The following is a 21737-nucleotide window of genomic DNA, read 5'->3' as shown; positions in this document are numbered from 1 at the left end:
CGACATCAGCGGCGAATCCAGGGTCGCCAGGTGTCGACGTCTTCGATGTCAGGCGTGATCGGCGGATCGAACGTGTGCGCGCCCGCGCCTGGCAGATACGCGGACACCAACGTGTCGAGGTTGTGCACAAGCAGCGCGGGTACGTCGGGACGCGCTGCGACCTGTCCTTCGAACAGGCGCCCAGCTTCCCGATGGAGAGCGTCGTCGGAACCACCGCGCACTTGAATCTCGATCGGATATCGGTCCATCGCCTGTACCTCGTCCGGCTCAGGGTCCGGCACGACGTACCCGTTCGGCTGCACAACCACCCCGAACCAGTCCTGCCCGGTCTCCCCCCGCATCCGCAGCCGAACCGTCCCCGCCTCGACCGACATCACCTCCGCGCCGACGCCGTCGACCAGCCAATCCGCCACCTCCGCAAGCCCCCCAGACCCGGCCAGGAAGACACTGTCGACGACGGACATCATTTCTCCTTTCGATAAGTGATCAGCCGTCCGTCACCAAGGATGACGTGGACGATGTCAGCGACAGTCTTCCCTGGCTGGCCGAGAGCTCGGCGGTAGGCACGCAGCGCGTCGGCCTCGGAAAGATCTATGACCCGTCCGTCGACCACGATCTCGGCGGCTTGATCGCTCGCATCGTTGATGTTTCGTCTGACGGTGGTCGCCCCGTTCCGGTTCGGAGTCTTGAACTCAACGATCGTTCCAGACCTGCCCGACTCCTTGCGCACCATCGCGTCCGGGTTCTTGTCGCCCGAGGAATGGTCCTCCCTCCGGGCGTCGATGCGCCATCCTTCCTCCGCCAGCCGATCGGCGATGACACGTTCGTGCGGCTTGAACGGGGTCTCGGGGTCGTGTACGCCGGGGGCGAAGTCCACGTCCAAGGGATGCGGGTCGAACGCTGGGTCGAAGTCGGGTGGGGGCGGCTGGTTCGGGAGGTGGATGTCCACGGCTATCGGGGCAGGCCGGGGTTGGTCGCGCTGGTCGAACGTGGCTTCGAGTTTGTTGGTGGTGATGGTGAGGGTGGCGTGTTGCCATTGCTGGTCTATGGGCATGGAGTCGAGAAGGGACTTCACCGCTTCGGTGAGGTCGACTTCGATCTGGTGGTCGGCGGTCAACCGGTCGGCGCGTTTCTGGGCTTCCTTTTCGTCGCGTTCTTCGAACTCGGGTTGCTCGTCGTCGTTGTCGCGGTCAGGCGTGAGTTCGAAGTCGCGGGTGAGGCGTTCCGCGCGTTCGGCTTCTGCTTTTTCGTCGCGTTCCTCGAGGATGATCTCGCCGGTTTCACTGACCGTGATCTCGATCTCCAGGGGCTCTTGCGGGTCCTGGTTCTCGTCGTCCTTCTCGTGGCTCTTGCGGTACTTCTCGAAGGCTTTGCGGGCTACTGTGACCAGTGGGGGTTCGTTGTCTTCGGCAACTTCCAGGTCTTCGTACGTCACCGTCAGGCGGCTCGTACGGATCTCGGCACCCGTTCCGCTGGTCGGCTTGTTGCGGTCGGCGGACTCCGACGAAGGGCGTGACGTCGACGGACCCGGCGTACCGGTCAAGGCCTCGGCCCAGCCGCGGGCCTTCGGGGGTGCCAGCTGCAGGTAGTGCGCCGCGGCCTCGCAGGCGCGGGCGGCGGCGTCGAGTTGCTGGGCGGCGACGGTGGCCTGGCCGCGGGAGGCGATCAGGGCCACCTGGGCGTTCTCGCGGCAGCGGGCCGCCGTACGCAGCAACTGGTCGACGACGCGCGGGATCTCGTCGAAGCAGTCGACCAGGCCGCGGGCGACCCGCTGCAGCTCGGACGGCACGCCTGCGTCAGATCTGGTCGGCGTAGTTCTTGCAGCCGGCGGACGCGATCTCCAGCGCCTCGGCGGCCTGTTCCACGGCCTTGCTCGCGGCCTCGAGGATCTCGGTGATGTCGCGGTCGATGCCGGTGGCGGTGCCCGCGATCAGGCTCTCCACGAGCTGGCTGTGCTGCGTGAACCGGAGCCTGAACCCGGCCAGGCCGCCCGCTGCCTGCTTGGCCTCCATCGAGACCTGGTGCAGCTGTTCCTTGAGCCGCAGTACGTCGGACACCTCAACCCACTCCCAAACTAGTTGCGCTTCTTCGGCAGCACGATCGCCGTACCCGCCACGACGACCGGTACCAGGATCCCGAGCCACCACGGCGGTCCGGCCGCCATCAGTACGAAGACGAGGCCGGCACCACCCCAGCCCCACCAGCGCGCGACGGGCAGCCGCGGCAGCCCCAGCACCCGGGACGCGGCCAGCATCGTGACGGCAGCGATCGCGGCAGCCTCGACGCCGGCCAGGAACGATCCGGTGACCACCCACACCAGCACGAACCCGGCCAGTGCCAGGACCGCGCTGATGGTACGCCGCCGCCGAAGCTCCTGGAGCGCCCGGGCCGCGGTGCGGACCGACTCCAACTGGTCGACGGCGTCAGCGAGCTGTGAAGTGATCCGTTCCGCGACGGTCTCGATGTCGTTGAGCGCGCGGATCTCGGGCAACGTGTGGTTCGCCCGCTTGCCCTCCGCGGGCAGCCCGGCGCGCTGCAGGCTCTCGGCGGCCTTCTCGGCGAGCTCGTTCAACCGGGTCTGCAGCTTCCGTCCGCGCTCGGCCATCGCGTCGGCCTCGGCGGCCGCGGTCGCCTCGGCCTTCGACTTGTGCGCCGTCAACCGGTCCTGCGCCTGCTGGGCGTCGGCGCGCGCCATCGCAACGGTGCGCAACGCGCGAACGTACTCGGACCACACCTCCTCGTCGGTCTTCATCGCCGTACCAACTCCACTGCACGTTCCACTTCGTCCGACCGCAATGCCGCGAACGGTACGACGACCTGCGCCTCGGGATGCAACCCGTCCCACAGCAACGCCCGGTGCGGCTCGGACGCCCAGCGCACCAACGGACCGGCGACCGCGCGTACGCCGTCCTGCGGGTGCCGAAGGAACACGTGTGTCGCCACGTTGGCGCGCCCGTACCCGAGCTGCTCGGTGCAGACGTGCAGCCGGTTCCACCACCCGTACGTGATGAGGCCATGCGCCGGACCGTCCCGCACGATGTCCTGCAGCGCGTTCGCCGGGCTCTCGAAATACCCCTCGGCGTGCAACTGCATCCGCGGTACGCCGTGGAACCCGAAGCCCAGCAGGTACGTCGAGCCGGCCTGTCCGTTGCGCATCGCATCCCGCAGCGCGAACAGCCGTGGCGCGATCTCGTCGTGCTTGTCGACGGTCTCGACCACGCAGCCGAGTTCGCGCAGTACCTGGATCAGCGCATCCTTGCCCTCGGCAACCGCCGGCGCCGAGTTCGTCCCGTCGACGAACAGGAACTTCGGCGGCTCCACCGCACCGGCCGCCGTCGACACCGCCAGCCCGGTCAACACGCCCAACGCATCGGCAGGCCCGTCCCCCAGCACGAGCACACCCGCGCCGGGCTCAGGCCGTACCTCCACAGCGACAGGCTCCTCCGTCACCGCGATCGGAAGCCCGGTCCACGGCCGCCCCAGCTCCGGCTTCACCGCCGTCGCCGTATCGGTCAACCGCGCCGGCTCCGCCAGATGGAACACCCGCGGCGGGTGCGTCGACGAACCGGCACGCGTCCACAACTCGTCCCGCAACGAATCCAGTACGCCCTTGTCCGCGAAGCTCACGAGCACGTGCTGGTTGTCGTCGGGCGATCCGAAGTTCGCGTTCAGTACCGCCTCACCGCGGAACTGCAGCTCGGCCGCGGCCGTGTTCCCGCTGCGCAGGATCGCCTGCGAGTCGGCCGGTGTCGTCTTCAGTGCGATCCGGTACGGCACCTGGCCGAAGATCGAGTCCCGCCGCGTCGACAGGCGTTTCACGCCCTCGATCGTCTGCGTCGCAAGAACAACGTGGACGCCGTACGCACGCCCGAGCCGGACGAGTCGTTCTAGCAGCTTCGCGGCCTCGTCGGCCAGTTCGTCGTCGTCCTCGAGCAGCACCTGGAACTCGTCCAGTACGACGAGGATCCGCGGCGGGCGCTCCGGTCCGGGCGGGAGCTCCGCGATGTCGGCGACGTTCCCGTGCGACTTGAACACCTCGCTGCGGCGCGCGAGTTCGTCCGACAGATGACGCAGTACGGCGAGACCGAACGCGCGGTCGCTGTGCACTCCGAGGACACGGATCTGCGGCAACCAGTGCGGCCGGTCCGGTCCCGGGCCGAGGGCCGAGAACTCGACACCGTGCTTGAAGTCGAGCAGGTACATCTCCAGGTCCGCCGGCGAGTACCGCGCCGCGAGACCGTGGATCATCACGAGCAACAGGTTCGACTTGCCCTGACCGACGGCGCCGCCGACGAGGACGTGCGGAAGCGCCGGGTTGCCGCTGCGCAACCGCACCAGCGCCGGGGTGCGGTCGTCGTACCCGATCACGGTGCCGATCTCGTCCTTGACCGGTTGCCACCAGGTCGATCGGTCCGGAAGCGTGCGGTCGAAGTCGATCGTCGGCAGTACGGCGATGTCGGCCTGCTCGGCGATCACGTCGCAGATGCCGGCGGCGATGCCCGCGTCGAACGGCCGGTCCAGCCGGGCCGGCGGCAGCTGCGGGATCTCGACCCGGTCGTTGACAATGGCAACCGGATTGAGGAGCTCGAGCAACTGTTTGGAGTCGACGTCGAGCTCGGCGGCCGTGGACGCGTCGTAGTGCACGAGGAAGCAGATGCCCCGCTTGCCCGCGGTCGCGGCGAGCCGGAGCAGGTCACGCTGCGCGAGTGTGTCGATCCCCGACGGGTAGTCGAAGAGGACGACGACCCGATAAGGATCGGTGACCTGGCCGGTCTCCTTCAGCAGGTCCTCGAACCGCTCGTGCCCGAGTTGCGCCTGCCGGCTGGCTCGCAGCGACGACACGTCGACGAGACCGGACAGCACCGTGTGCAACTGCTCTGCGGTATGTGTTGCCCTGGGCACCAATTGCGGGTACTTCGTGGTCAGGTGCCCGAGCAGCCCCATCGTCCCGGTGAGCTTGGGATCGTACGCGTCGATCCGCAGCCGGAACGGTTCGGCCGCCGCGACGAGCCGGAGCGCGACGCTCTGGAGCAGCCGGCGCGCGGACTCGTTGCGGTCGGCCGTCACCTTCCAGCCGTTCGTCCGGAGCAGCGGCGCGACGACCGGCGTACCGGTCTCGAGTTCGCCGACCCGCACGTACGACGGGACGCCCGCGCCGACGAGTTGGCGCGAACGCCAGCGCGCGTCGTTCGGCGGTACGGCAGCCAGGCCGGGCGCGAGGCGGTCCGCGAGCAACCGCGCCTTCGGCTCGGCGTCCGACAACGCCTCGGCGGTCTTCGCGTCGACGAGCGACCTGGATTCACGTCGCGCCGCCGCGGTCTGCTCCTGCAGCTGACGATGCAGCTTCACGGCGCGCTGATGCTCGCCGTACGTGAGCCGCCGCGCGTTGTCCAGCAACTGCCCCAGCGCGTGCTGCAACCCCCGGATCCGCGCTTCCAGGACCTCCGGCGCGGCCGGATCCCCGTCAGGCTTCTCCGTCACGAGCATCGGTCCTTCCACACTCTGCCCCGCGACTACCTTCTTGCCTGGGGTAATCGTGTCACACCAGTGGCCCCAGTGGTCACTCCGGTATCACTCGTCTCATCTGCTAGCCCGGCGCGACGATCTCGACCTCGTAACCGTCGTCGTTGTGCAGGAAGGCGGCGTAATGCTGCGGGCCGCCGGCGTACGGATGACGGTCCGCGAACATCAGCGTCCAGCCGTGCTCACCCGCCTCGGTGACGATGCCGTCGACCTCCGCGCGACTGGCCGCGTTCAGCGCCAGGTGGTTCATCCCGGGCCGCATCCGGTCGTGCTCGGCGGCCGACATCGCCGGGCTCTGCTCGACCACGACGTAACTGCCGTCCGGCGCGGTCCAGGTCATGCCACCGGGCCAGCCGTCACCGTCCTTCCAGCCCAGCCGGTTCAGGACCCAGCCCCAGCTCGTGGTTGCCCGGGTCAGGTCCGGCACCCAGATCTCGACGTGATGCACCGCAGCGGTCATCGGAGCATTATCGGTGCCCGTCATTTCTCCAGTGTGCGAGGCCACCACCGACCCTGCAGAAAACTTGGCGTTTCGCGCCCCTTCATCTTTCTGTCCGTGGCAGGGTTTAGCGTCTGCGATGACAGGTTGGGAGGCTTTTCCGATGAGCAGCACGCGGATCGAGAGCACGGCGTACGGCGCCGCGGCTCTGGAGCGCCTGCAGGCCCTGGTCGCGCGGCTGAAGGCCGACGATCCGATGACGCCTGTCACGTTGCTGCTGCCGAACAACCTGTCCGGCGTGATCGCTCGCCGCCATCTCGCGCAGACCTCGATCGGTGGTCTGTACCTTGCCACCCTCGAGCGGCTCGCCGAGCAGATCGCCGCCGGACTACTGTCGCCGCGACGTCCCGCGACCCGCCCGATCGTCGCAGCCACTTGGCGTACGGCGCTCGCGAAGGCGCCGGGCATCTTCGCGGACGTGGCCGAGCACCCGTCGACCATCCAAGCGCTTGCCTCAGCACACAACGAGCTCCGCGACCTCAGCGAACCAGCGCTGGACAAGGTCGCCGGGGCGTCCGCGCTCGGTCCTGACCTGATCCGGCTGCATCGTCACGTGACGGCCGAGCTGGCCACCGACTGGTACGACGAGACCGACCTGCTCCGGGCCGCCGCAGCCGCCGTCACGGCCGACACGGTCCGCGAGCTCGGCGCCTTGGTGCTCTATCTCCCGCAAGAGCTGACGCAGTCCGAGGCCGCGTTCGTCGCCGCGCTCGGGGACGCCGCGGCGGACCTCACCGTCATCGTCGGCCTGACCGATGTCCGGCGGGCCGATCGCGCCGTCCGGCGTTCGCTCGAACGGATCGGTATCGACCTGCCGACCTCGATCTCGAAGAACTACCCGGTCGCGACCGAGATCCTGAACGCGTCCGACGCCGACGACGAGGTGCGGTGCGTGGTCCGCGACGTGGTGGCGGCGCTGGAGCACACGCCGGCGCATCGGATCGCGGTGCTGTACGCGGCCGCCTCGCCGTACGCGCGGCTCCTCCACGAGCACCTGTCCGCCGCGAAGATCGAGGTCAACGGTCCGGGCACGCGGCCGGTGCACGAGCGGGCGATCGCGCGGACACTGCTCGAAGTACTGGCTCTCGTCGATCAGGATCTGCCGCGGGCGGACGTGTTCCGGGCGCTGGCGAACGCGCCGACGCGGGACTTCGCCGGCGACCGGATCCCGGTGCCGCAGTGGGAGCGGATGTCGCGGGTGGCCGGTGTGGTGCGCGGCGACGACTGGGATCTGCGGTTGGCACGCTACGCCGAGTCCGAGCGGCGGACCGCGGATCAGGAGGAAGCGGCCGAGGATCCACGGCCTGCCGCGGTGCGCCGCGCGCAGTACAACGCGTCGAAAGCCGAGCGATTGCACGCGTTCGCGTCCACGTTGCGCCGTCGGTTGAACGAGCTTTCGGAGTTGGTGACCTGGTCCTCGCTGTCTGAGGGTGTATTGCAGCTCTTCCACGACTTGCTCGGGGACTACTCGTCATTGCCGGTCGAGGAGCAGTACGCGGCGGCCGCGGTGGAGGGGTCGTTGAAGGGGTTGTCGACCCTCGACGAGCTCGGCACGCCGGCCAGTCTCGCCGTACTGCGCGATGTCCTCGATCTCGAGCTTCAGCAGTCGCTTCCTCGCGTCGGTTCCTTTGGTACTGGTGTTCTCGTGGCGCCGTTGTCCGCGAGCGTCGGGCTGTCGGCCGACCTCGTGTACGTCGTCGGCCTGTCCGAGGATCTGTATCCGGGACGCGTTCACGAGGATGCGCTGCTCCCCCATCGCGTACGCGAAGCGGCCGCGCCGGAGCTGGCCTCGTTCCGGGATCGGCTCGACGAGAAGCAGCGGCACCTGCTGGTCGCGTTCTCGGCGGGTGCGAGGGTGGTGGCGTCGTTCCCGCGAGGCGACCTGCGGCGGTCATCGCGGCGGTTGCCGACGCGGTGGTTGCTCGGTTCGCTGCGGGAGCTGACCGGTGATCACGCGCTGCCCGCGACCCAGTGGGACCGGTACGGCGAGGTGTTGCGGACGTCCGCGTCGTACGCCGGTTCGTTGACGACGGCAACGATGCCGGCGACCGAGCAGGAGTGGCAGACGAGGGCGGCCGCGGCGCGGTTGTGGGTGCACGACGGCGTACTCGTACGGGCTCGGGAGTTGCTGCGCGGGCGGGCGTCGATGGCGTTCACGCGGTTCGACGGGGATCTGTCCGGGGTTTCCGGGCTGCCCGAGTTCGCGGTCGAGGACCGGATCGCGTCGCCGACCTCGCTGGAGTCGTACGCGACCTGTCCGCACGCGTACTTCGTCGAGCGGTTGCTTCAGGTGGAGCCGCTCGAGGCGCCGGAGGATCTGCTGGTCATCTCGCCGGTGCAGATCGGGAACCTGATCCACAACAGCCTGGATGCGTTCGTGACGCGGCTGGCGGGTTCGCTGCCTGGATACGGTGAGCCGTGGACGGACGAGCAACGGTCGTTGTTGCTCGCGATCGGGGCGGATCTCGCGGACCAGTTCGAGGCGGAGGGGCTGACCGGGCATCCACGGTTGTGGCAGCGCGAGCGGTTGCGGATCCTCGGCGATCTGATGGTGCTGCTGAGCGACGACGATCGGTGGCGCTCGGAACGCTCCGCTTCGGTGGTGGCGAGTGAGCTGCGGTTCGGGTTCGACGGCGAGCCGCCGGTGGAGATCCCTGTACCGTCCGGGCGGGTGCTGCTGCGGGGCTCCGCAGACAAGGTCGACCTCGGCGCGGACGGCACGATCTACGTGACCGACGTGAAGACGGGCGGCTTCTCGCGGTACGAAGGCATCGAGACCGACCCGGTCGCGGGCGGGACGAAGCTGCAGCTTCCCGTGTACGCGTACGCTGCCCGCGCGCGTCTGGGCGAGGCGTCCACGCCGGTCGAGGCGTCGTATTGGTTCGTACGCCGCGGCGGCAAACGAATCCCGGTACCGCTGACGCCGGAGGTGGAGGAGCGGTACGTCGATACGCTCGACGTCATCGTCTCTTCGATCGCGGCCGGCTACTTCCCGCCGAAGGCCCCCGAGGTACCCGACTTCCTGTGGGTCCAGTGCCCGTACTGCAACCCCGACGGCCTGGGCCACAGCGAGGTCCGTGCCCGCTGGGACCGGAAACGCCACGACCCTGTCTTGGAACGGTTGGTCCGCCTGATCGACCCCACTGCCCTCGCCTCCGAGGAGGCTGCGGATGAGTGAGCAGCTGCTCGACGGAGCCGCGCGGGAACGGATCCGGTCCGACACCGACACCACGCTCTTCGTGGAGGCGGGCGCGGGTTCGGGGAAGACCCATGCGCTCGTCGACCGGGTCACAACGCTGGTCCTGCGCGACGGCGTACCGCTGCGCACCATCGCCGCCGTGACGTTCACCGAGAAGGCCGGCGCTGAGCTGCGCGACCGGCTGCGCGTCGAATTCGAGAAGGCCCGCAAGGGCGAGGACCGGCAGCTGGCCGATGCGGCGCTGGACGACCTGGATTCGGCGTCGATCGGCACGCTGCATTCCTTTGCCCAGCAGATCCTGCTCGCGCATCCGATCGAGGCGGGCCTGCCGCCGCTCATCGACGTACTCGACGAGGTCGGTTCATCGGTCGCCTTCGAGGAACGCTGGGCCGAGCTGCAGCAGCAACTCCTCGACGACGACTCGATCGCCGAACCGTTGCTGCTGGCAATGGCAGTCGGCGTGGAGCTCAAGCATCTCCGCTCGCTGGCTCGCCTGTTCGGCAACGACTGGGACCTGATCGCCGACCGGGTCCTGGTCGACCCGCCCGAGCTCGTCGCGATGCCGGACCTCACTGGGCTGATCGCCGCAGCCGCGAAGATCGGTGCGGCGGCCGAGTCCTGCCTGGATCCCGAGGACCGCCTGCTGCCGAAGGTCGTACAGATCCGTGAGCTCGGTCTGATGCTGGAGGCTGCGTCCGACCAGGAAACTCAGCTGTCGTTCCTGCACGCGTTCCGCGGGCTGAAGATCGGCCGGATCGGGCGCAAGGAGAACTGGCCGGACATCGGATCGGTCCGCGCCGACTGCACCGAGGTCGTCGAGGTCGCCGGCTCTCTCGTCGAACTGCTTCTCGACGCTTGCCTTCGGCACCTTTCGCACTGGATCGCCGAGCGGGTGCTCGAGTCGGCCGAGCTGCGCCGTGCGGACGGACGGCTCGAGTTTCACGACCTTCTCGTACTCGCCCGCGACCTGCTCCGCCGCGATCCGGAGGTACGCGCAGACCTGCAGGAACGGTACGAACGGCTGCTGCTCGACGAGTTCCAGGACACCGACCCGATCCAGATCGAGCTCGCGGTCCGCATCGCCGGCGGCGCCGAGGCCGATGCCCCCGACTGGCACGACGTCGAGGTCCCCGAGGGCCGCCTGTTCGTCGTCGGCGACCCGAAGCAGTCGATCTACCGGTTCCGCCGCGCGAACATCGCGACGTACCTGACCGCCCAGGACCTGCTCGGCGAAACGGTTGCCCTGACGACCAACTTCCGCACCGTCCCACCGATCCTCAACTGGATCAACACCGTCTTCGGCACCTTGATCCAGGCCCAGGAAGCCGCCCAGCCGTCGTACCAGTCCCTCTCCCCGCACCGCACCAACGCAACCCGCGCCTCGCTCACCGCCGGCTCGCCCGGCTCCCCAGCGCGACGTGCCGGCCCGGGCGCGCCGCCTCCCCACACCCCCGACCCGAGCCCCGTCGCGGGCGACCAACTCTCGATCTTCGATGAACCCAGCCTCTTCGACGAGCCTTCCCCGGAAGAGGTCGACGATCTCGCCGCGGTCCTCCCGTTCCGGCGCCGCGACGACGCCGCCGACGCACCCACCGACGAACCTGAGGACCCGGCTGCGGGTCCCGCCGTCACGATCCTCGGCGCCGGACCGCACGACGACCTCCCCCGCGCACAGGCCTCCGTACTCCGCGAACGCGAGGCCACCGACGTCGCCTCCGTCATCGAGGAAGCGCTGCGCGAGGGCTGGCTCGTGTACGACGACCGCGCCGAAAGCTGGCGCCCGGCCGAGGCCGGTGACATCGCCGTACTCGTCCCCGCCCGCACCTCGCTCCCGTTCCTCGAGGACGCCCTCGACCGCGCCGACATCCCGTACCGCGCCGAGGCCAGCTCGCTGGTGTACCAGACCGCCGAGGTCCGCGACCTGCTCGCCTGCGCCCGCGCGCTGGGCGACCCGAGCGACCAGCTCGCGCTGGTCACGACGCTCCGCTCGCCGCTGTTCGGCTGCGGCGACGACGACCTCTACACGTGGAAACGCAACGGGGGCACGTTCACGCTGACCGCGCCGGTGCCTGACCAGCTCCTCGCCCATCCGGTCGGCGAGGCGATGGAGTGGCTGCGGCGCACGTACTACGCCGCACGCTGGCTCACCCCGAGCGAGGTGCTCGCGCAGATCGTCGCCGACCGCCGGATGCTCGAGGTCGCCGCGATCGGCCCGCGCGCCCGCGACGCATGGCGGCGGATCCGCTTCGTCGTCGATCAGGCGCGGGCGTGGTCCGAGGTCGAGCACGGCGGCCTGCGTTCGTACCTCGCCTGGGCCGCCCACCAGGGCGAGGAGACGTCCCGTGTCGCCGAGGCGGTGCTGCCGGAGACCGATGCCGACGCCGTTCGGGTGATGACGATCCACGCCGCGAAGGGCCTCGAGTTCCCGATCGTGATCCTGTCCGGTATGACCGCCTCCCCGAACCGGCAGCGCGGCGTGCAGGTCCTGTGGCCGCCGGCGGGTGGGTACGCCGTCAAGCTCAAGGCGTCCGTCCAGACCGAGGACTTCGACCTCGTACAGCCTGTGGACGAGCAGATGGACGAGTACGAACGCCGCCGTCTGCTGTACGTCGCCGCGACCCGCGCCCGCGACCACCTCGTGGTCTCGCTGCACCGCTCAGGCAACCGGCGCCACGCCAGTAATGCCGAGCTGCTCGCGACGGCCGGCGGCGTCGAAGCACCGCACTCCACCCTCTTCGCCGGCCCGCCGGTTCCCGATCGCGAACCGTCCGGCAGCCCGGACGTCTCCCCACCGATCTCCCGCACCGAATGGGAGGCACGCGCCTCGGCAGCCCAGGCCGCGAGCCGCGCCCGCTCCGCGCAAAGCGCCTCCGGCCTCGAAGGCACGGGCCCTGATGTAGCCCTCGCCGACGTAGATCCCGGTACGGCGAAGGGCGCCCGCGACCTGGAACTCCCGCCGTGGTCGAAGGGCCGCTACGGCACCGCGATCGGCCGCGCCGTCCACGCCGTACTCCAGGTCGTCGACCTCTCCACCGGCGCCGGCCTCGAAGCCGCCGTGTCAACGCAGTGCCTGGCCGAAGGTGTCCTGGAGTACGCCGACGTCGTCACCGCGCTGGTGCGCTCGGCGTTGGCGTCGGACGTCGTACGACGAGCCGCCACCCGCGAACACTGGCGCGAGTCGTACGTCGGCACCGTCCAGCCCGACGGCACTGTCCTGGAGGGATTCGTCGACCTGATCTATCGCGAGGACGACGGCAGGCTCACGATCGTCGACTACAAGACCGACGCGATCCCCGCCGCGGCGCTGGACAGCCGGGTCGCGTACTACGCGCCCCAACTCCAGGCGTACGCACAGATCCTCCCGAACACCGGCCCGCCGGTCCTGCTGTTCCTCAACCCCGGCGCAGCCGTCGAGCGACGCCTCTAGCTTGCGCCGACGGCCGACGGGTCACCCGGCCAGGGACTCGCTCCTGGCCGGGTAACACCTCGATCCTAAGCGACAAGCCGTAATGCCAGTACGGCAACCAGCACCGATGACGCCAGCGCCGTCACCAAGCGTCCGAGCCGACCGGTCAGTACGCGTCCGAGCAGCGCACCACCGCCCGCGAGCAACAGTTGCCAACTCGCCGACGCGACGAACGCCGCCAGCACGAACACGATCCGCCCACCAACGCCTGCGACACCCGATCCGCCGAGCACCAGCGCGGCGAAGTAGATCATCGTCCACGGGTTGAGCATCGTCATCCCGAGCATCCCGAAGTACGCCGTCCACACCCCGACCGGCGTCTCCTGGTGCAACGCGACGATCCGCTGCTCGCGATACCGCCGTACCGCCCGGGCCGCGCCCATCACCGCAAGCCCGATCAGCACCACGACCGAGACCCACCGCAACGGTTCGACAATCGGCACCAGCAACGGAGCCAGCACCGAACCGGCACCCGCGGCCACCGCCGCGTACACCCCATCAGCCGAGGCAATCCCGAGCGCCGCGAACGCCCCGATCCGCAATGAACTCCGCGCGGTCAACGCCACCAAATAGGTCCCGACAGGCCCGACCGGCACAGCTACGCCATACCCAGCCAAGAGCCCCGCGACCACCACCCCGATCACAACGGACCGAGCATCGACCCCCAACGCCGACCCGCCTGCTGCTGAACCCGAGCCAAGAAGGCCACAGGTTCGGTCAGCAACAGTCCGTAGGTCGTAGTCATGCCGCAATCATCAACACCCGGCCCCCGCCCCTCAACCCAATTATGACCGGGCGTCGCCGGGCAGGCCGACTTGTCGGTGCTCGGACCTAGGATGCGGAGCCATGACGCGATATATGGAAGAGGACCTGCATGGCGCGGAGTTCCGCGAGTGCGATCTGACCGGGGCGCGCCTGATCGGCGTCGTCATGCAGGATGCCGTGATCGACGGGCTGATAACCAATCTCGTGGTGAACGGTGTGGAGGTCACCGAGTACGTGGAAGCAGAGCTCGACCGGCGTCATCCGGTGCGGGTACTGATCCGCTCCGAGGACCCTGCCGATCTGCGCGAGGCGGCGCGGCAGCTGCATGCGGACTGGGCCGCGACGATCGAGCGGATCCGCCGTACGCCCGGCATCGAGCGCCGCAGCGTGAACGACGAGTGGTCGGCCGTACAGACGATGCGCCACCTGGTCTTCGTCCACGACACGTGGTTCCGCCGCTGCTGTCTGGGCTCGAAGGAGCTGTTCACGCCGATGGGCATCGGGCCGGCCGTCGAGCCGCACCGTGAAGCGCATGGTCTTGACCTCTCGCTCGATCCGCCCCTCGACGAGATCGTGAGCGTCCGCGACGCTCAGGCCGCCGAGCTCGAGGCCTGGCTCGCCGAGGTCACCACCGCCCAGCTCGCAGCCCAGGCGCCGGTGCCCGACGACGATGTCTGGCCGCCGTACGCCCGGGGCCGCTCGGTGCAGCGATGCCTCCGCACAGTCCTCAGCGAAACCTTCGAACACCACGGCTTCTGCGTCCGTGACCTCGACCTGATCGAGACACAGGACGCCGAATAGTCCCGGCAACGCATTCAGCTCGGTGAACAAAGTCCGAGACGCGGAACTGAGCTTCAGGTCTCGCCGAGGCCGGCCTGGCGGGCCCTCACGATCGCGGTCGAGCGGTCGGGTACCTGGAGTTTGGTGAAGATGTTGGAGACGTGGTTCCGGACGGTCTTGAGGCTGATCATCAGCTCGTGCGCGATCGTGGCGTTGCCCTTTCCGGCGGCGACCATCTCCAGCACCTCGCGCTCGCGGTCGGTGAGCGATGGGAACGCCGCCGCGGTCGATCCGGTTCCGGTGGCGAAGTGGCTGATCACTCTGGCGGCGATCTCGGGGCCGAAGATGGCCTCGCCTGCGGCCGCGGCCTGGATCGCGCGGACGATCTCGTCCCTGTCCGCGCCCTTGAGCAGATAGCCGCGGGCTCCGGCGCGCATCGCAGCGAAGACCGAGTCGTCGTCTTCGAACATGGTCAGGACGACGACGGCGGTGCCCGACGTCTCCTGGCTGATCCGGCGGGTCGCCTCGATGCCGTCGAGGTCGGGCATCCGCAGGTCCATCAAGACCACGTCCGGATTGAGTTGGGAAGCAAGTTCGACAGCGCGGTGGCCGGTGGCCGCCTGACCGATGACCTCAAGGTCTTCGGCGTCGGCGATCATCAGCTCCAGCCCGCGCCGGAATGCGGGATGGTCGTCTGCGATGAGGATGCGGGTCACGGCACGAGCTCCACACCGGCATCCGCTCGCAACGGCAGGATGGCACGGACGACGAGACCGCCCGCGGGTCTGGCCGAGATGGTGCACGACCCGCCGAGTTCGGCGGCGCGCTCGGTCATCGACGTCCAGCCGACGCCGTCGCCGGCCGGTTCGACGATGCCGCGGCCGTTGTCGGACACAGTCACTGCCAGCCTTTCGTCCATGGTGAACTCGACTGTGCATCGGGTCGCTTCGGAGTGTCTGGCCACGTTGGTCATCGCCTCGGATGCGATCAGGAATGCCGCCACCTCGACGGCGGCGGGTAGGGGCGGTAGGGCCTCGGGGCTGTGCACCTGATAGCTCAGTGTGTCCGACGACAGTGAGGCGGCACGCTGCCGGATCGCACTGGCAAGGCCGACCTCGTCGATAGCTGGTGGCCGCAGGCCGTCGACGAGCCTGCGCACGTCGGTGATGGCGGCCCTGGTTTCGTGACGGATCTCGGCCAGCAGGGCGTTGCGCTCGGACTCCTCTGATCGGGTCTGAACCGCGTTGAGCTTGAGGACGATCGCGGCGAGCGAGGGTCCTACGCCGTCGTGCAGGTCGCGGCGCAGCCGCTTCCGCTCCTCTTCCTGGGCGGTGACGATCCGCGCCCGCGAGGCCTTCAACTCGGTGGCGAGTTGGGCCGCTCGGACGGTGACCGCGGCGTGCCGGGCCAGGTCCTCCAGCAGGGCTGTGTCGGCCGCCGACAACGTGCGGCCCGGCGGGACCTCGACGGCAAGGTCGCCGAGGTGATCGCCTCGATGGACCAGCGGGACCCGCATCACTCGCAAGCCGTTCGCCGTTGGCGGCGCCGAGTCCTCCAGCCAGACGCGGTCGACCTTGACTGCCTCGGCGACGGACGCAGTGATCGTGTCGACCACGTGAAGGGGGTCGGCCGAGTCCAGACTTGCGCCGAGCCTGCGCAGAGCCACCGTTGGATCTGAGCGATAGCCGAACACCCACCGCTCGATCCGCCGGCGCAGGAACTCGTACGCCGGGTGCACGGCGATCGCTACGACGCCCACGGCCAGCAGGCCGCCGGCCGTCGTGTTGCCGAACAGGCGGCCCGCGGCGAGCAGGAGCAGCGCATAGAGCGCGATCACCGCGATCACCAACGCGCCGTAGGTGAGGGTTCGGCTGAGTACCACCTGGATGTCGAACAAGCGATGTCGCAGGATCGCGACGCCGATCGTGACCGGCAGGGCGACTCCCCACAAGCCGAGAGCGACGTTGATCAGGGCCCGATTCTGGTCGAACAGGAAGTATGCAGCCCAGACGAAGCCAAGCGCGACCGGCAGGCTCGTCGCTCCCCACACGAGCCACAGCAACTGCAGGCGCCGCTCACCCGATGCGCGCCGCAGCCGGGCCCGCACCGAGACGAAGCTGCCCAGCAGGAGCAGGACGGTCAGCAGCAGGCCTACCACGCCCATCAGGCCCGACAACGGCTGAGGAAGCCACGGCAGGGGCGGGTCGGCGCCGTGGTGCTCAGCGCGAAAACCGCCGGCGTCTCCGGCTGCCCCGAGTAGAAAGGCGAGGACGCCGGCCAGCCCGACCCGCAGCCACGCCCGCCATCGCGGTGAGGCCAGGTGCCCGTCGGGAAGCAGGTACGCGATCAGCGCCAACCAGAGGAACAGGAACACCCAGCTACCGGCGCTGAGTTGGTCGACGACCAACTCGAAGTGGCTCGCGCCGTTGGTCCCAGGGTTCGGGAACGCGAGCAGGGCTCCCCAGAAGAGTCCGTGTGCGATGAGCAGCCACCCGATCAGACGCTGGCTCGCGCGTAACAGCACCAGTACGCCGACCGCGACCGGCACGGCGGACATCCCGAAGGCAATGACGGGACTCATGGTCAAAGTCTGGGTCGCGAGGCGCGCTGCGCCAAGCGGCCCGGGAATTGTTCCCGGGCCGACCGGGACACCTGGATCGTGCTGCCGGGTCGGCGGGCCGCTCAGGGTGAACGCGTCGGCGAAAGCCGCCGGCGTTCGGAGTGGAAGGAGCGGGACATGCCGCTCAGCAAGTTCGAAAGGTTGCTCCCGTGGAGCGGCGTCATCGCTGGTCTGTGCTGGATCGGGCACGAACTCCTCGCGAGGACCGACACCAGTGACGCCCCCGGAACGGCCTCGACGGCGGTCATCCACGACAACCTCGGCGTCAACTACGCCGCCGTGGGCTGCCTGGTGCTGATGGGGATCGCCCTGTTGTTCTTCGCCACGGCCATCCGGAATCTGCTCCGATCGAGCGAAGCCCGGGAAGCCACCTACTCCAGCATCACCTACAGCGGCTGGGTCGTGGTCGTCGCAGGCCTGGGGCAGATGGTCGTGTCGAGCTGGGCCATGATCAACGGGGCTGCCGACGCCAAGGACGACGCGGCTCTCCACGTGTTGAGCTACGTCGGGTATTTCGGATTCGCGGGTATGGGCATCGGCATCGCGACCGCCTTCCTCGCCACCGGCCTCGGTGGGATGCGCAACGCGGTGCTGCCCAAGTGGTTCGCAATCACGACCGTCGTGCTCGGCGCCTTGAGCGCACTGGGCAACGCCGGCGTCCCGCCTGGTGGACTTGTGAACTATCTGCTGCTGCCCTTCTGGCTGATCGCAGCCGCCGTGATCGTCGCCAGGCGCCAGAAGAACGCGTCCCGGCCGAGCCACCAGATGCAGCCGACTCCGTAAGCCGCCATCGATCACGTGGAGGAAGCCATGTCCCACCAGCAGTTCCTCGGAGGCAAGTAGCCGATGCCGCATGATTCGCCTCCGCTCAGTCGTTGGGTTGTGACAGAGAGTTTACGGAGAACGGCACCCTGGCGGAGGCGATGATTACAGGTTGTGGATAACGGGAAGTGACCCTGGCGTGCGGGTCGCCCGGAAGTCGCTACGATCTGCGGAAACAGTGTGTGAGGAACGTTCGAATGATGGTCCGCCCGCTGGCGGGTATGCCACCACGAGTGTGAGGGTGTGGCTCATGAACATCGGTACCCGGAAGATCGTCGTCGACGAGGCGATCGCGCAGTTACGGCTGTACGCCGAGTCGAACGGCGCCGTGCTGCAGTACTACGACGGGCTGCCGGGGATGACCACCGCCGGCGGCTCCGACCCGAACCGGATCACGCTCGACGACCTGGCCCGGACGATGGTGATCGGATCCGACCTGCGCGCGGCGGACATCCCATGGCTGATCGAGGTCGACGTCGAGAAGGAACTGGCCGCGATCCCGCTGGACGCGCGGCTCGAGGACGCGGCGCCGGGCAGCGCGCTGTTCGACGCCGCGATGGCGCTGGACGACAAATTCACCGGTCACCGCGGGTTCGGGCACGCGAAGAAGTCGAAGCTGCTGCACCTCAAGCGGCCGTACCTGTACCCGGTGACCGACAGCTTCATCCGGATGACGTACGGCACGTCGGCAGCCGGTTCCGCGTTCCTGGCCGCCGTCCGCGACGACCTGGTGAACCCGGCCAACGTCCGTGACTTCAAGCTGCTCCAGGTCCGCCTGATCGCGGAGCCGGCGACCAGCGCCGCCCGGCTGCTCGGCGAGGTGCCGACGCTCCGCCTGCTCGACATCCTGGCCTCCCTGCTGGGCGAGGCGAAGTAGCTAGAGGATCCCGAGCCGCGCCAGCGGCTCGACCAGCTCGCGCTCCTCGTAGGACAGGTGCGAGAGCAACGTGTCGTCGAGCAGGTCCACGGCTGCTCGCAGACCGTCGATGCTGCCTGAGCCGTCAACGAGGGCCACCAGCGCCTTGTCGACACCCTCGAGGACGTCGTGGATGATCTTGTGCTCCTCCTGCAGCCTGTCCACGACCGGAACGAGCGCAGGGTCCGCCCGGCGCAGTTGCGGGAACAGCGCTGCGTCCTCCAGCGAGTGGTGCGTCGTGACCAGTCGGCAGTACGACTCGCAGTACGTTCCCAGCGTCCAGTTGTTCTGGCGCATGGTCATCGTGTTGATGTGTGACCGCGCTGCACCGACCCCTAGCGTTCCTGCGGCGACCTGCTCCACCAGGTCGCGCACCTGCTCAAGCTCAGCGCGCAGGTGGTCGTGTACGTCGACCAGATGCTGACCGGACTGGAGCTGGTACGGCGTGTACGTCCGCGTCGGGTCCTGCGCCGGACCAGTCGGCCGCTCCGACTCGTCCAATAGCTGTACGGCGCTACGCCGCACAGCCGGAGGTGGTGTGGGCACAACACCAAAACCAGCCCCCGCAGGTGCCGCAGGAACAGCAGCTCCAGAGCGCGCTACCTCCACCGCCTCACGTACGCCGGCCGCGACCTCAGCGAACCGCCTGATGTCGTCGGGGTTGTCCGAGGCAAGGATGTACGTACTCATGCCCTCCCCGAGCGTCAACTCGGTCAGCTGGTCGATCCACAGCTCCTCCGGTCCCTGCAGGAACCCACCGCTGCCACTGAAGCGCCCAGCGATGTTGTAGAGCCGCCGTACCGCTGCAGGATCCCTGCCGGCGTCTACAGCCGCCTCGTCGATCACCTTGTTCATCGCGGCGAGCTCATCCGGCCCGGCGTACCCACTGCTCGGCAGCCAGCCCTCGGCGAGTCGCCCTGTCAGTGCCAGCATCCGGGGCTTGTAAGCACCGAGCCAGATCGACACGTCATGCGCAGGCGCCGGGCCGCGTTTCGCACCGGCCACCGTGTAGTGCTTGCCGGCCAGCCGGATCCCACCGCCACCAGGCGTCCAGACCTCGCGCATGATCGCGATGGCCTCCTCCAGCGCGGTGATGCTCTGCCCGGTCGTCAACCGCGGCCCGGCGTTCGCCGCAACGGCGTCCAGGAACCCACCGGCGCCCAGGCCGAGCTCAACCCGCCCACCGGTGATCAGGTCGAGCGTCGCGACGCTCCGCGCGAGCACGACCGGATGCCGCAGCGGGAGGTTGGCGACGTTCGTGGTCACCTTGATCCGCTGGGTCTGGGCGGCGACCACGGACAGCAGCGTCCACGCGTCCATCAGTCTGGGCTGGTACGGATGGTCCTGGAAGCTCACCAGATCCAGCCCGACCTGCTCGGTCAGCTGGGCCAGGGCGATCACGCGGTCCGGGGCGTCGACCGCCGGGGTCAGGAACGTTCCGAAGACCAGCTCGTGGCCGTAGTCCATGGTTCACCTTCACCTGTCGAAGTTGGCTCGCGAGCAAAACTACTTCGCTAGACAAATAATCTCAACCACAGAACATCTATTGCCAGACGAGCAATCCGAGCGCCTCGGCCGGACACCGCAGCGAGCGTCTTGTCCGGGCAACGCAGCGAGCGCTTCCAGCGCCCGACACATGCCCTGCGGCGGCCCACACTCCTGCGACACCCGGTACGCCTCCACCCCAATCTCCGGCGCGTCCTGAAGCCACCCCTGGAGCTCTGACGTACTCGAACTCCTCCAACACGTATCGCAAGTCCAGCTTGGCCGGGCACCGCGCACAAGTGGCCTGCCGAACGCTTGTTGGCGTTCGCCCTGGGTACCGGTCCCGCACCACGGGGATATGAGGCGGCGCTGGGGACCGTCGGCCAGGGATCCTCGCGATCGGCGGCCGCGGATCGCGGATCCACACGTGCGATCGGACTGGAGTTCTGATGGGTACCGTCCTGACCATCGTGATCATCGTCGTCGTGCTACTCGCGGCGGCCGCCCTGTTCTACCTGTACCAGCGCAGACGTTCCGGCGAACTGCGCGACCGGTTCGGGCCGGAGTACGAACGCACCGTCGAGGAGTCGGGCGATCGTCGTAGCGCCGAGCGTGAGCTCCGCGGCCGGCAGCGCCGCGTGTCACGGTTGGAGATCACGCCGCTACCACAGGCGTCCGCGGCGATGTACCGGGCCGAGTGGGCCGAGGTACAGCAGAGCTTCGTCGACCGGCCGGCCGGAGCGGTCGCGGACGCCGACCAGCTGGTACTGCGGATGATGCGCGAGTCCGGCTACCCGGTCGACGAGTTCGACCAGCGGGTCGACGACATCTCGGTCGAGCACCCGGAGGTCGCCGCGCACTACCGCGAGGGACACCGGGTCGCCGTCGCACAAGCACGCGGCGAAGCCGACACCGAGGACCTGCGGCGCGCAGTCACCGCGTACCGCCACCTGGTCGATGCCCTGCTCGACGACAGCCAGACCACGCCCCGTGCGCGGCACCCGCGCCGGACCGACACCAAGGAGCAACGATGACCACGTCCGACCGTCACAACGTCCCCCTGGACGACGACCGCACGATGACCGACGACGACCTCGAGAACGACCCCGACCTGGGCGGCGGCCGGGACGCGCGTGACGACGGCCGCGACCTCGGCGGCGACCGGGACCTCGGCGACCGGAACCTCGGCGACGAGGGCAACGACCTGGGCGGCGGGGTCAACGACCTGGACGACCGCGACCTGGACAACGACGACCGTGACCGTGGCGACGAGCGTACGACGGCCACCGCGAAGCACGCGTCGGCCGTCGACGAGCCGTTGGTCGCCGAGGACTCGGCCGTTGACTACCGGGCCCGCTGGGAGGTCATCCAGCAAGGGTTTGTCGACAATCCGCGCAACGCCGTCAGCGAGGCAGACAAGCTCGTCGACGACGTGCTCAAGCATCTGGCCGACGGTTTCGACCGCCAGCACCAGGACCTCGAGCAGCAGTGGTCGAGCGGCGAGCCCTCGACCGAGGATCTCCGCTCGGCGCTCCAGCGCTACCGCGCGTTCTTCCAGCGTCTGCTGACGTTGTGAGCTCGGGGTGGGGGGGGGGGGGGGGGGGGGGTGCACAACCCCAAGGCCTTCATAAACAGATACTGCCTTGTGGGGGGAGGACCTGA

At 68.8% G+C, this 21737-nt stretch carries 17 protein-coding genes; 7 read left to right on the top strand and 10 right to left on the bottom strand.

What is annotated here, in order from left to right; translation table 11 throughout:
* Positions 1 to 5: 5 nt before the first annotated feature.
* The 6 genes from ACZ5BU_RS21105 to ACZ5BU_RS21080 all read right to left on the bottom strand — a co-directional run bounded on the left by ACZ5BU_RS21105 (position 6) and on the right by ACZ5BU_RS21080 (position 5983).
* A complete protein-coding gene (locus ACZ5BU_RS21105) occupies positions 6 to 464 on the bottom strand; it encodes a hypothetical protein (protein WP_465701245.1) in 459 nt (152 codons plus the stop codon).
* Positions 464 to 1789, bottom strand: a complete 1326-nt coding sequence (locus ACZ5BU_RS21100) for a CdiA C-terminal domain-containing protein (RefSeq protein WP_465701243.1) — start codon at positions 1787 to 1789, stop codon at positions 464 to 466. Before ACZ5BU_RS21100 ends, ACZ5BU_RS21105 begins: the two co-directional genes overlap by 1 nt.
* 7 nt (positions 1790 to 1796) lie before the next feature.
* On the bottom strand, positions 1797 to 2057 hold the full coding sequence (locus ACZ5BU_RS21095; protein WP_465701242.1) for a hypothetical protein: 261 nt from the start codon (positions 2055 to 2057) through the stop codon (positions 1797 to 1799).
* A 17-nt stretch (positions 2058 to 2074) separates the two neighbouring features.
* On the bottom strand, positions 2075 to 2752 hold the full coding sequence (locus tag ACZ5BU_RS21090; RefSeq protein WP_465701240.1) for a hypothetical protein: 678 nt from the start codon (positions 2750 to 2752) through the stop codon (positions 2075 to 2077).
* Positions 2749 to 5481 carry an FtsK/SpoIIIE domain-containing protein gene (locus ACZ5BU_RS21085; RefSeq protein ID WP_465701238.1) on the bottom strand — a complete coding sequence of 911 codons (2733 nt, stop codon included), beginning with the start codon at positions 5479 to 5481 and terminating at the stop codon, positions 2749 to 2751. The genes ACZ5BU_RS21090 and ACZ5BU_RS21085 overlap by 4 nt, the downstream gene beginning before the upstream one ends.
* 106 nt (positions 5482 to 5587) lie before the next feature.
* Positions 5588 to 5983 (bottom strand): VOC family protein, encoded by a 396-nt coding sequence (locus ACZ5BU_RS21080; protein WP_465701236.1) that lies wholly within the window; start codon positions 5981 to 5983, stop codon positions 5588 to 5590.
* Positions 5984 to 6125: 142 nt separating this feature from the next.
* On the opposite strand from ACZ5BU_RS21080, the gene ACZ5BU_RS21075 reads away from it, so the two are divergent.
* The gene (locus ACZ5BU_RS21075) at positions 6126 to 9200 is read left to right on the top strand and encodes a PD-(D/E)XK nuclease family protein (protein ID WP_465701235.1); all 3075 of its coding nucleotides are present in this window, start codon (positions 6126 to 6128) and stop codon (positions 9198 to 9200) included.
* A complete protein-coding gene (locus ACZ5BU_RS21070; RefSeq protein WP_465701233.1) occupies positions 9193 to 12648 on the top strand; it encodes a UvrD-helicase domain-containing protein in 3456 nt (1151 codons plus the stop codon). The genes ACZ5BU_RS21075 and ACZ5BU_RS21070 overlap by 8 nt, the downstream gene beginning before the upstream one ends.
* 65 nt (positions 12649 to 12713) lie before the next feature.
* On the opposite strand, the gene ACZ5BU_RS21065 is transcribed toward ACZ5BU_RS21070, so the two are convergent.
* Complete coding sequence (locus tag ACZ5BU_RS21065) at positions 12714 to 13283, bottom strand: LysE family transporter (protein ID WP_465701231.1); 570 nt, start codon at positions 13281 to 13283, stop codon at positions 12714 to 12716.
* 250 nt (positions 13284 to 13533) lie between these two features.
* Between ACZ5BU_RS21065 and ACZ5BU_RS21060 the strand changes: the two genes are divergently transcribed.
* Positions 13534 to 14253: a DinB family protein gene (locus ACZ5BU_RS21060; protein WP_465701229.1), complete on the top strand. Its 720-nt coding sequence runs from the start codon at positions 13534 to 13536 to the stop codon at positions 14251 to 14253.
* Positions 14254 to 14306: 53 nt separating this feature from the next.
* Here ACZ5BU_RS21060 and ACZ5BU_RS21055 read toward each other — a convergent pair whose 3' ends face one another.
* Complete coding sequence (locus tag ACZ5BU_RS21055) at positions 14307 to 14948, bottom strand: response regulator transcription factor (RefSeq protein ID WP_465701227.1); 642 nt, start codon at positions 14946 to 14948, stop codon at positions 14307 to 14309.
* Complete coding sequence (locus ACZ5BU_RS21050) at positions 14945 to 16813, bottom strand: sensor histidine kinase (RefSeq protein WP_465701225.1); 1869 nt, start codon at positions 16811 to 16813, stop codon at positions 14945 to 14947. The genes ACZ5BU_RS21055 and ACZ5BU_RS21050 overlap by 4 nt, the downstream gene beginning before the upstream one ends.
* 156 nt (positions 16814 to 16969) lie before the next feature.
* Here ACZ5BU_RS21050 and ACZ5BU_RS21045 point away from each other — a divergent pair, with 156 nt between their 5' ends.
* Both ACZ5BU_RS21045 and ACZ5BU_RS21040 read left to right on the top strand, forming a co-directional pair.
* A complete protein-coding gene (locus ACZ5BU_RS21045; protein ID WP_465701223.1) occupies positions 16970 to 17635 on the top strand; it encodes a hypothetical protein in 666 nt (221 codons plus the stop codon).
* 289 nt (positions 17636 to 17924) lie between these two features.
* Positions 17925 to 18551 (top strand): DUF6308 family protein, encoded by a 627-nt coding sequence (locus ACZ5BU_RS21040; RefSeq protein WP_465701222.1) that lies wholly within the window; start codon positions 17925 to 17927, stop codon positions 18549 to 18551.
* Here the strand turns inward: ACZ5BU_RS21040 and ACZ5BU_RS21035 are convergent, their stop codons facing one another.
* Positions 18552 to 20057, bottom strand: a complete 1506-nt coding sequence (locus ACZ5BU_RS21035) for an LLM class flavin-dependent oxidoreductase (protein WP_465701220.1) — start codon at positions 20055 to 20057, stop codon at positions 18552 to 18554.
* Between the two features lie 467 nt (positions 20058 to 20524).
* On the opposite strand from ACZ5BU_RS21035, the gene ACZ5BU_RS21030 reads away from it, so the two are divergent.
* Positions 20525 to 21109, top strand: coding sequence for a hypothetical protein (locus ACZ5BU_RS21030; protein WP_465701218.1), 585 nt, complete (start codon positions 20525 to 20527; stop codon positions 21107 to 21109).
* Entirely contained in the window at positions 21106 to 21651 is a 546-nt protein-coding gene (locus ACZ5BU_RS21025; protein ID WP_465701216.1) for a hypothetical protein, read from the top strand. Before ACZ5BU_RS21030 ends, ACZ5BU_RS21025 begins: the two co-directional genes overlap by 4 nt.
* The last annotated feature ends 86 nt before the right edge of the window (positions 21652 to 21737 follow it).

The sequence above is a fragment of the Kribbella sp. NPDC031520 genome (genome assembly GCF_055580825.1).
Note: the sequence above shows the minus strand (reverse complement) of the source record. Positions and strands in the feature narration are given on the sequence as shown.

Bases quoted from the DNA above. Each gene is read 5' to 3' on its own strand.
- ACZ5BU_RS21105 (WP_465701245.1), bottom strand. From the start codon at position 464: ATGTCCGTCGTCGACAGTGTCTTCCTGGCCGGGTCTGGGGGGCTTGCG.
- ACZ5BU_RS21090 (WP_465701240.1), bottom strand. From the start codon at position 2,752: ATGAAGACCGACGAGGAGGTGTGGTCCGAGTACGTTCGCGCGTTGCGC.
- ACZ5BU_RS21080 (WP_465701236.1), bottom strand. From the start codon at position 5,983: ATGACCGCTGCGGTGCATCACGTCGAGATCTGGGTGCCGGACCTGACC.
- ACZ5BU_RS21075 (WP_465701235.1), top strand. From the start codon at position 6,126: ATGAGCAGCACGCGGATCGAGAGCACGGCGTACGGCGCCGCGGCTCTG.
- ACZ5BU_RS21070 (WP_465701233.1), top strand. From the start codon at position 9,193: ATGAGTGAGCAGCTGCTCGACGGAGCCGCGCGGGAACGGATCCGGTCC.
- ACZ5BU_RS21060 (WP_465701229.1), top strand. From the start codon at position 13,534: ATGACGCGATATATGGAAGAGGACCTGCATGGCGCGGAGTTCCGCGAG.
- ACZ5BU_RS21050 (WP_465701225.1), bottom strand. From the start codon at position 16,813: ATGAGTCCCGTCATTGCCTTCGGGATGTCCGCCGTGCCGGTCGCGGTC.
- ACZ5BU_RS21045 (WP_465701223.1), top strand. From the start codon at position 16,970: ATGCCGCTCAGCAAGTTCGAAAGGTTGCTCCCGTGGAGCGGCGTCATC.
- ACZ5BU_RS21040 (WP_465701222.1), top strand. From the start codon at position 17,925: ATGAACATCGGTACCCGGAAGATCGTCGTCGACGAGGCGATCGCGCAG.
- ACZ5BU_RS21035 (WP_465701220.1), bottom strand. From the start codon at position 20,057: ATGGACTACGGCCACGAGCTGGTCTTCGGAACGTTCCTGACCCCGGCG.
- ACZ5BU_RS21030 (WP_465701218.1), top strand. From the start codon at position 20,525: ATGGGTACCGTCCTGACCATCGTGATCATCGTCGTCGTGCTACTCGCG.
- ACZ5BU_RS21025 (WP_465701216.1), top strand. From the start codon at position 21,106: ATGACCACGTCCGACCGTCACAACGTCCCCCTGGACGACGACCGCACG.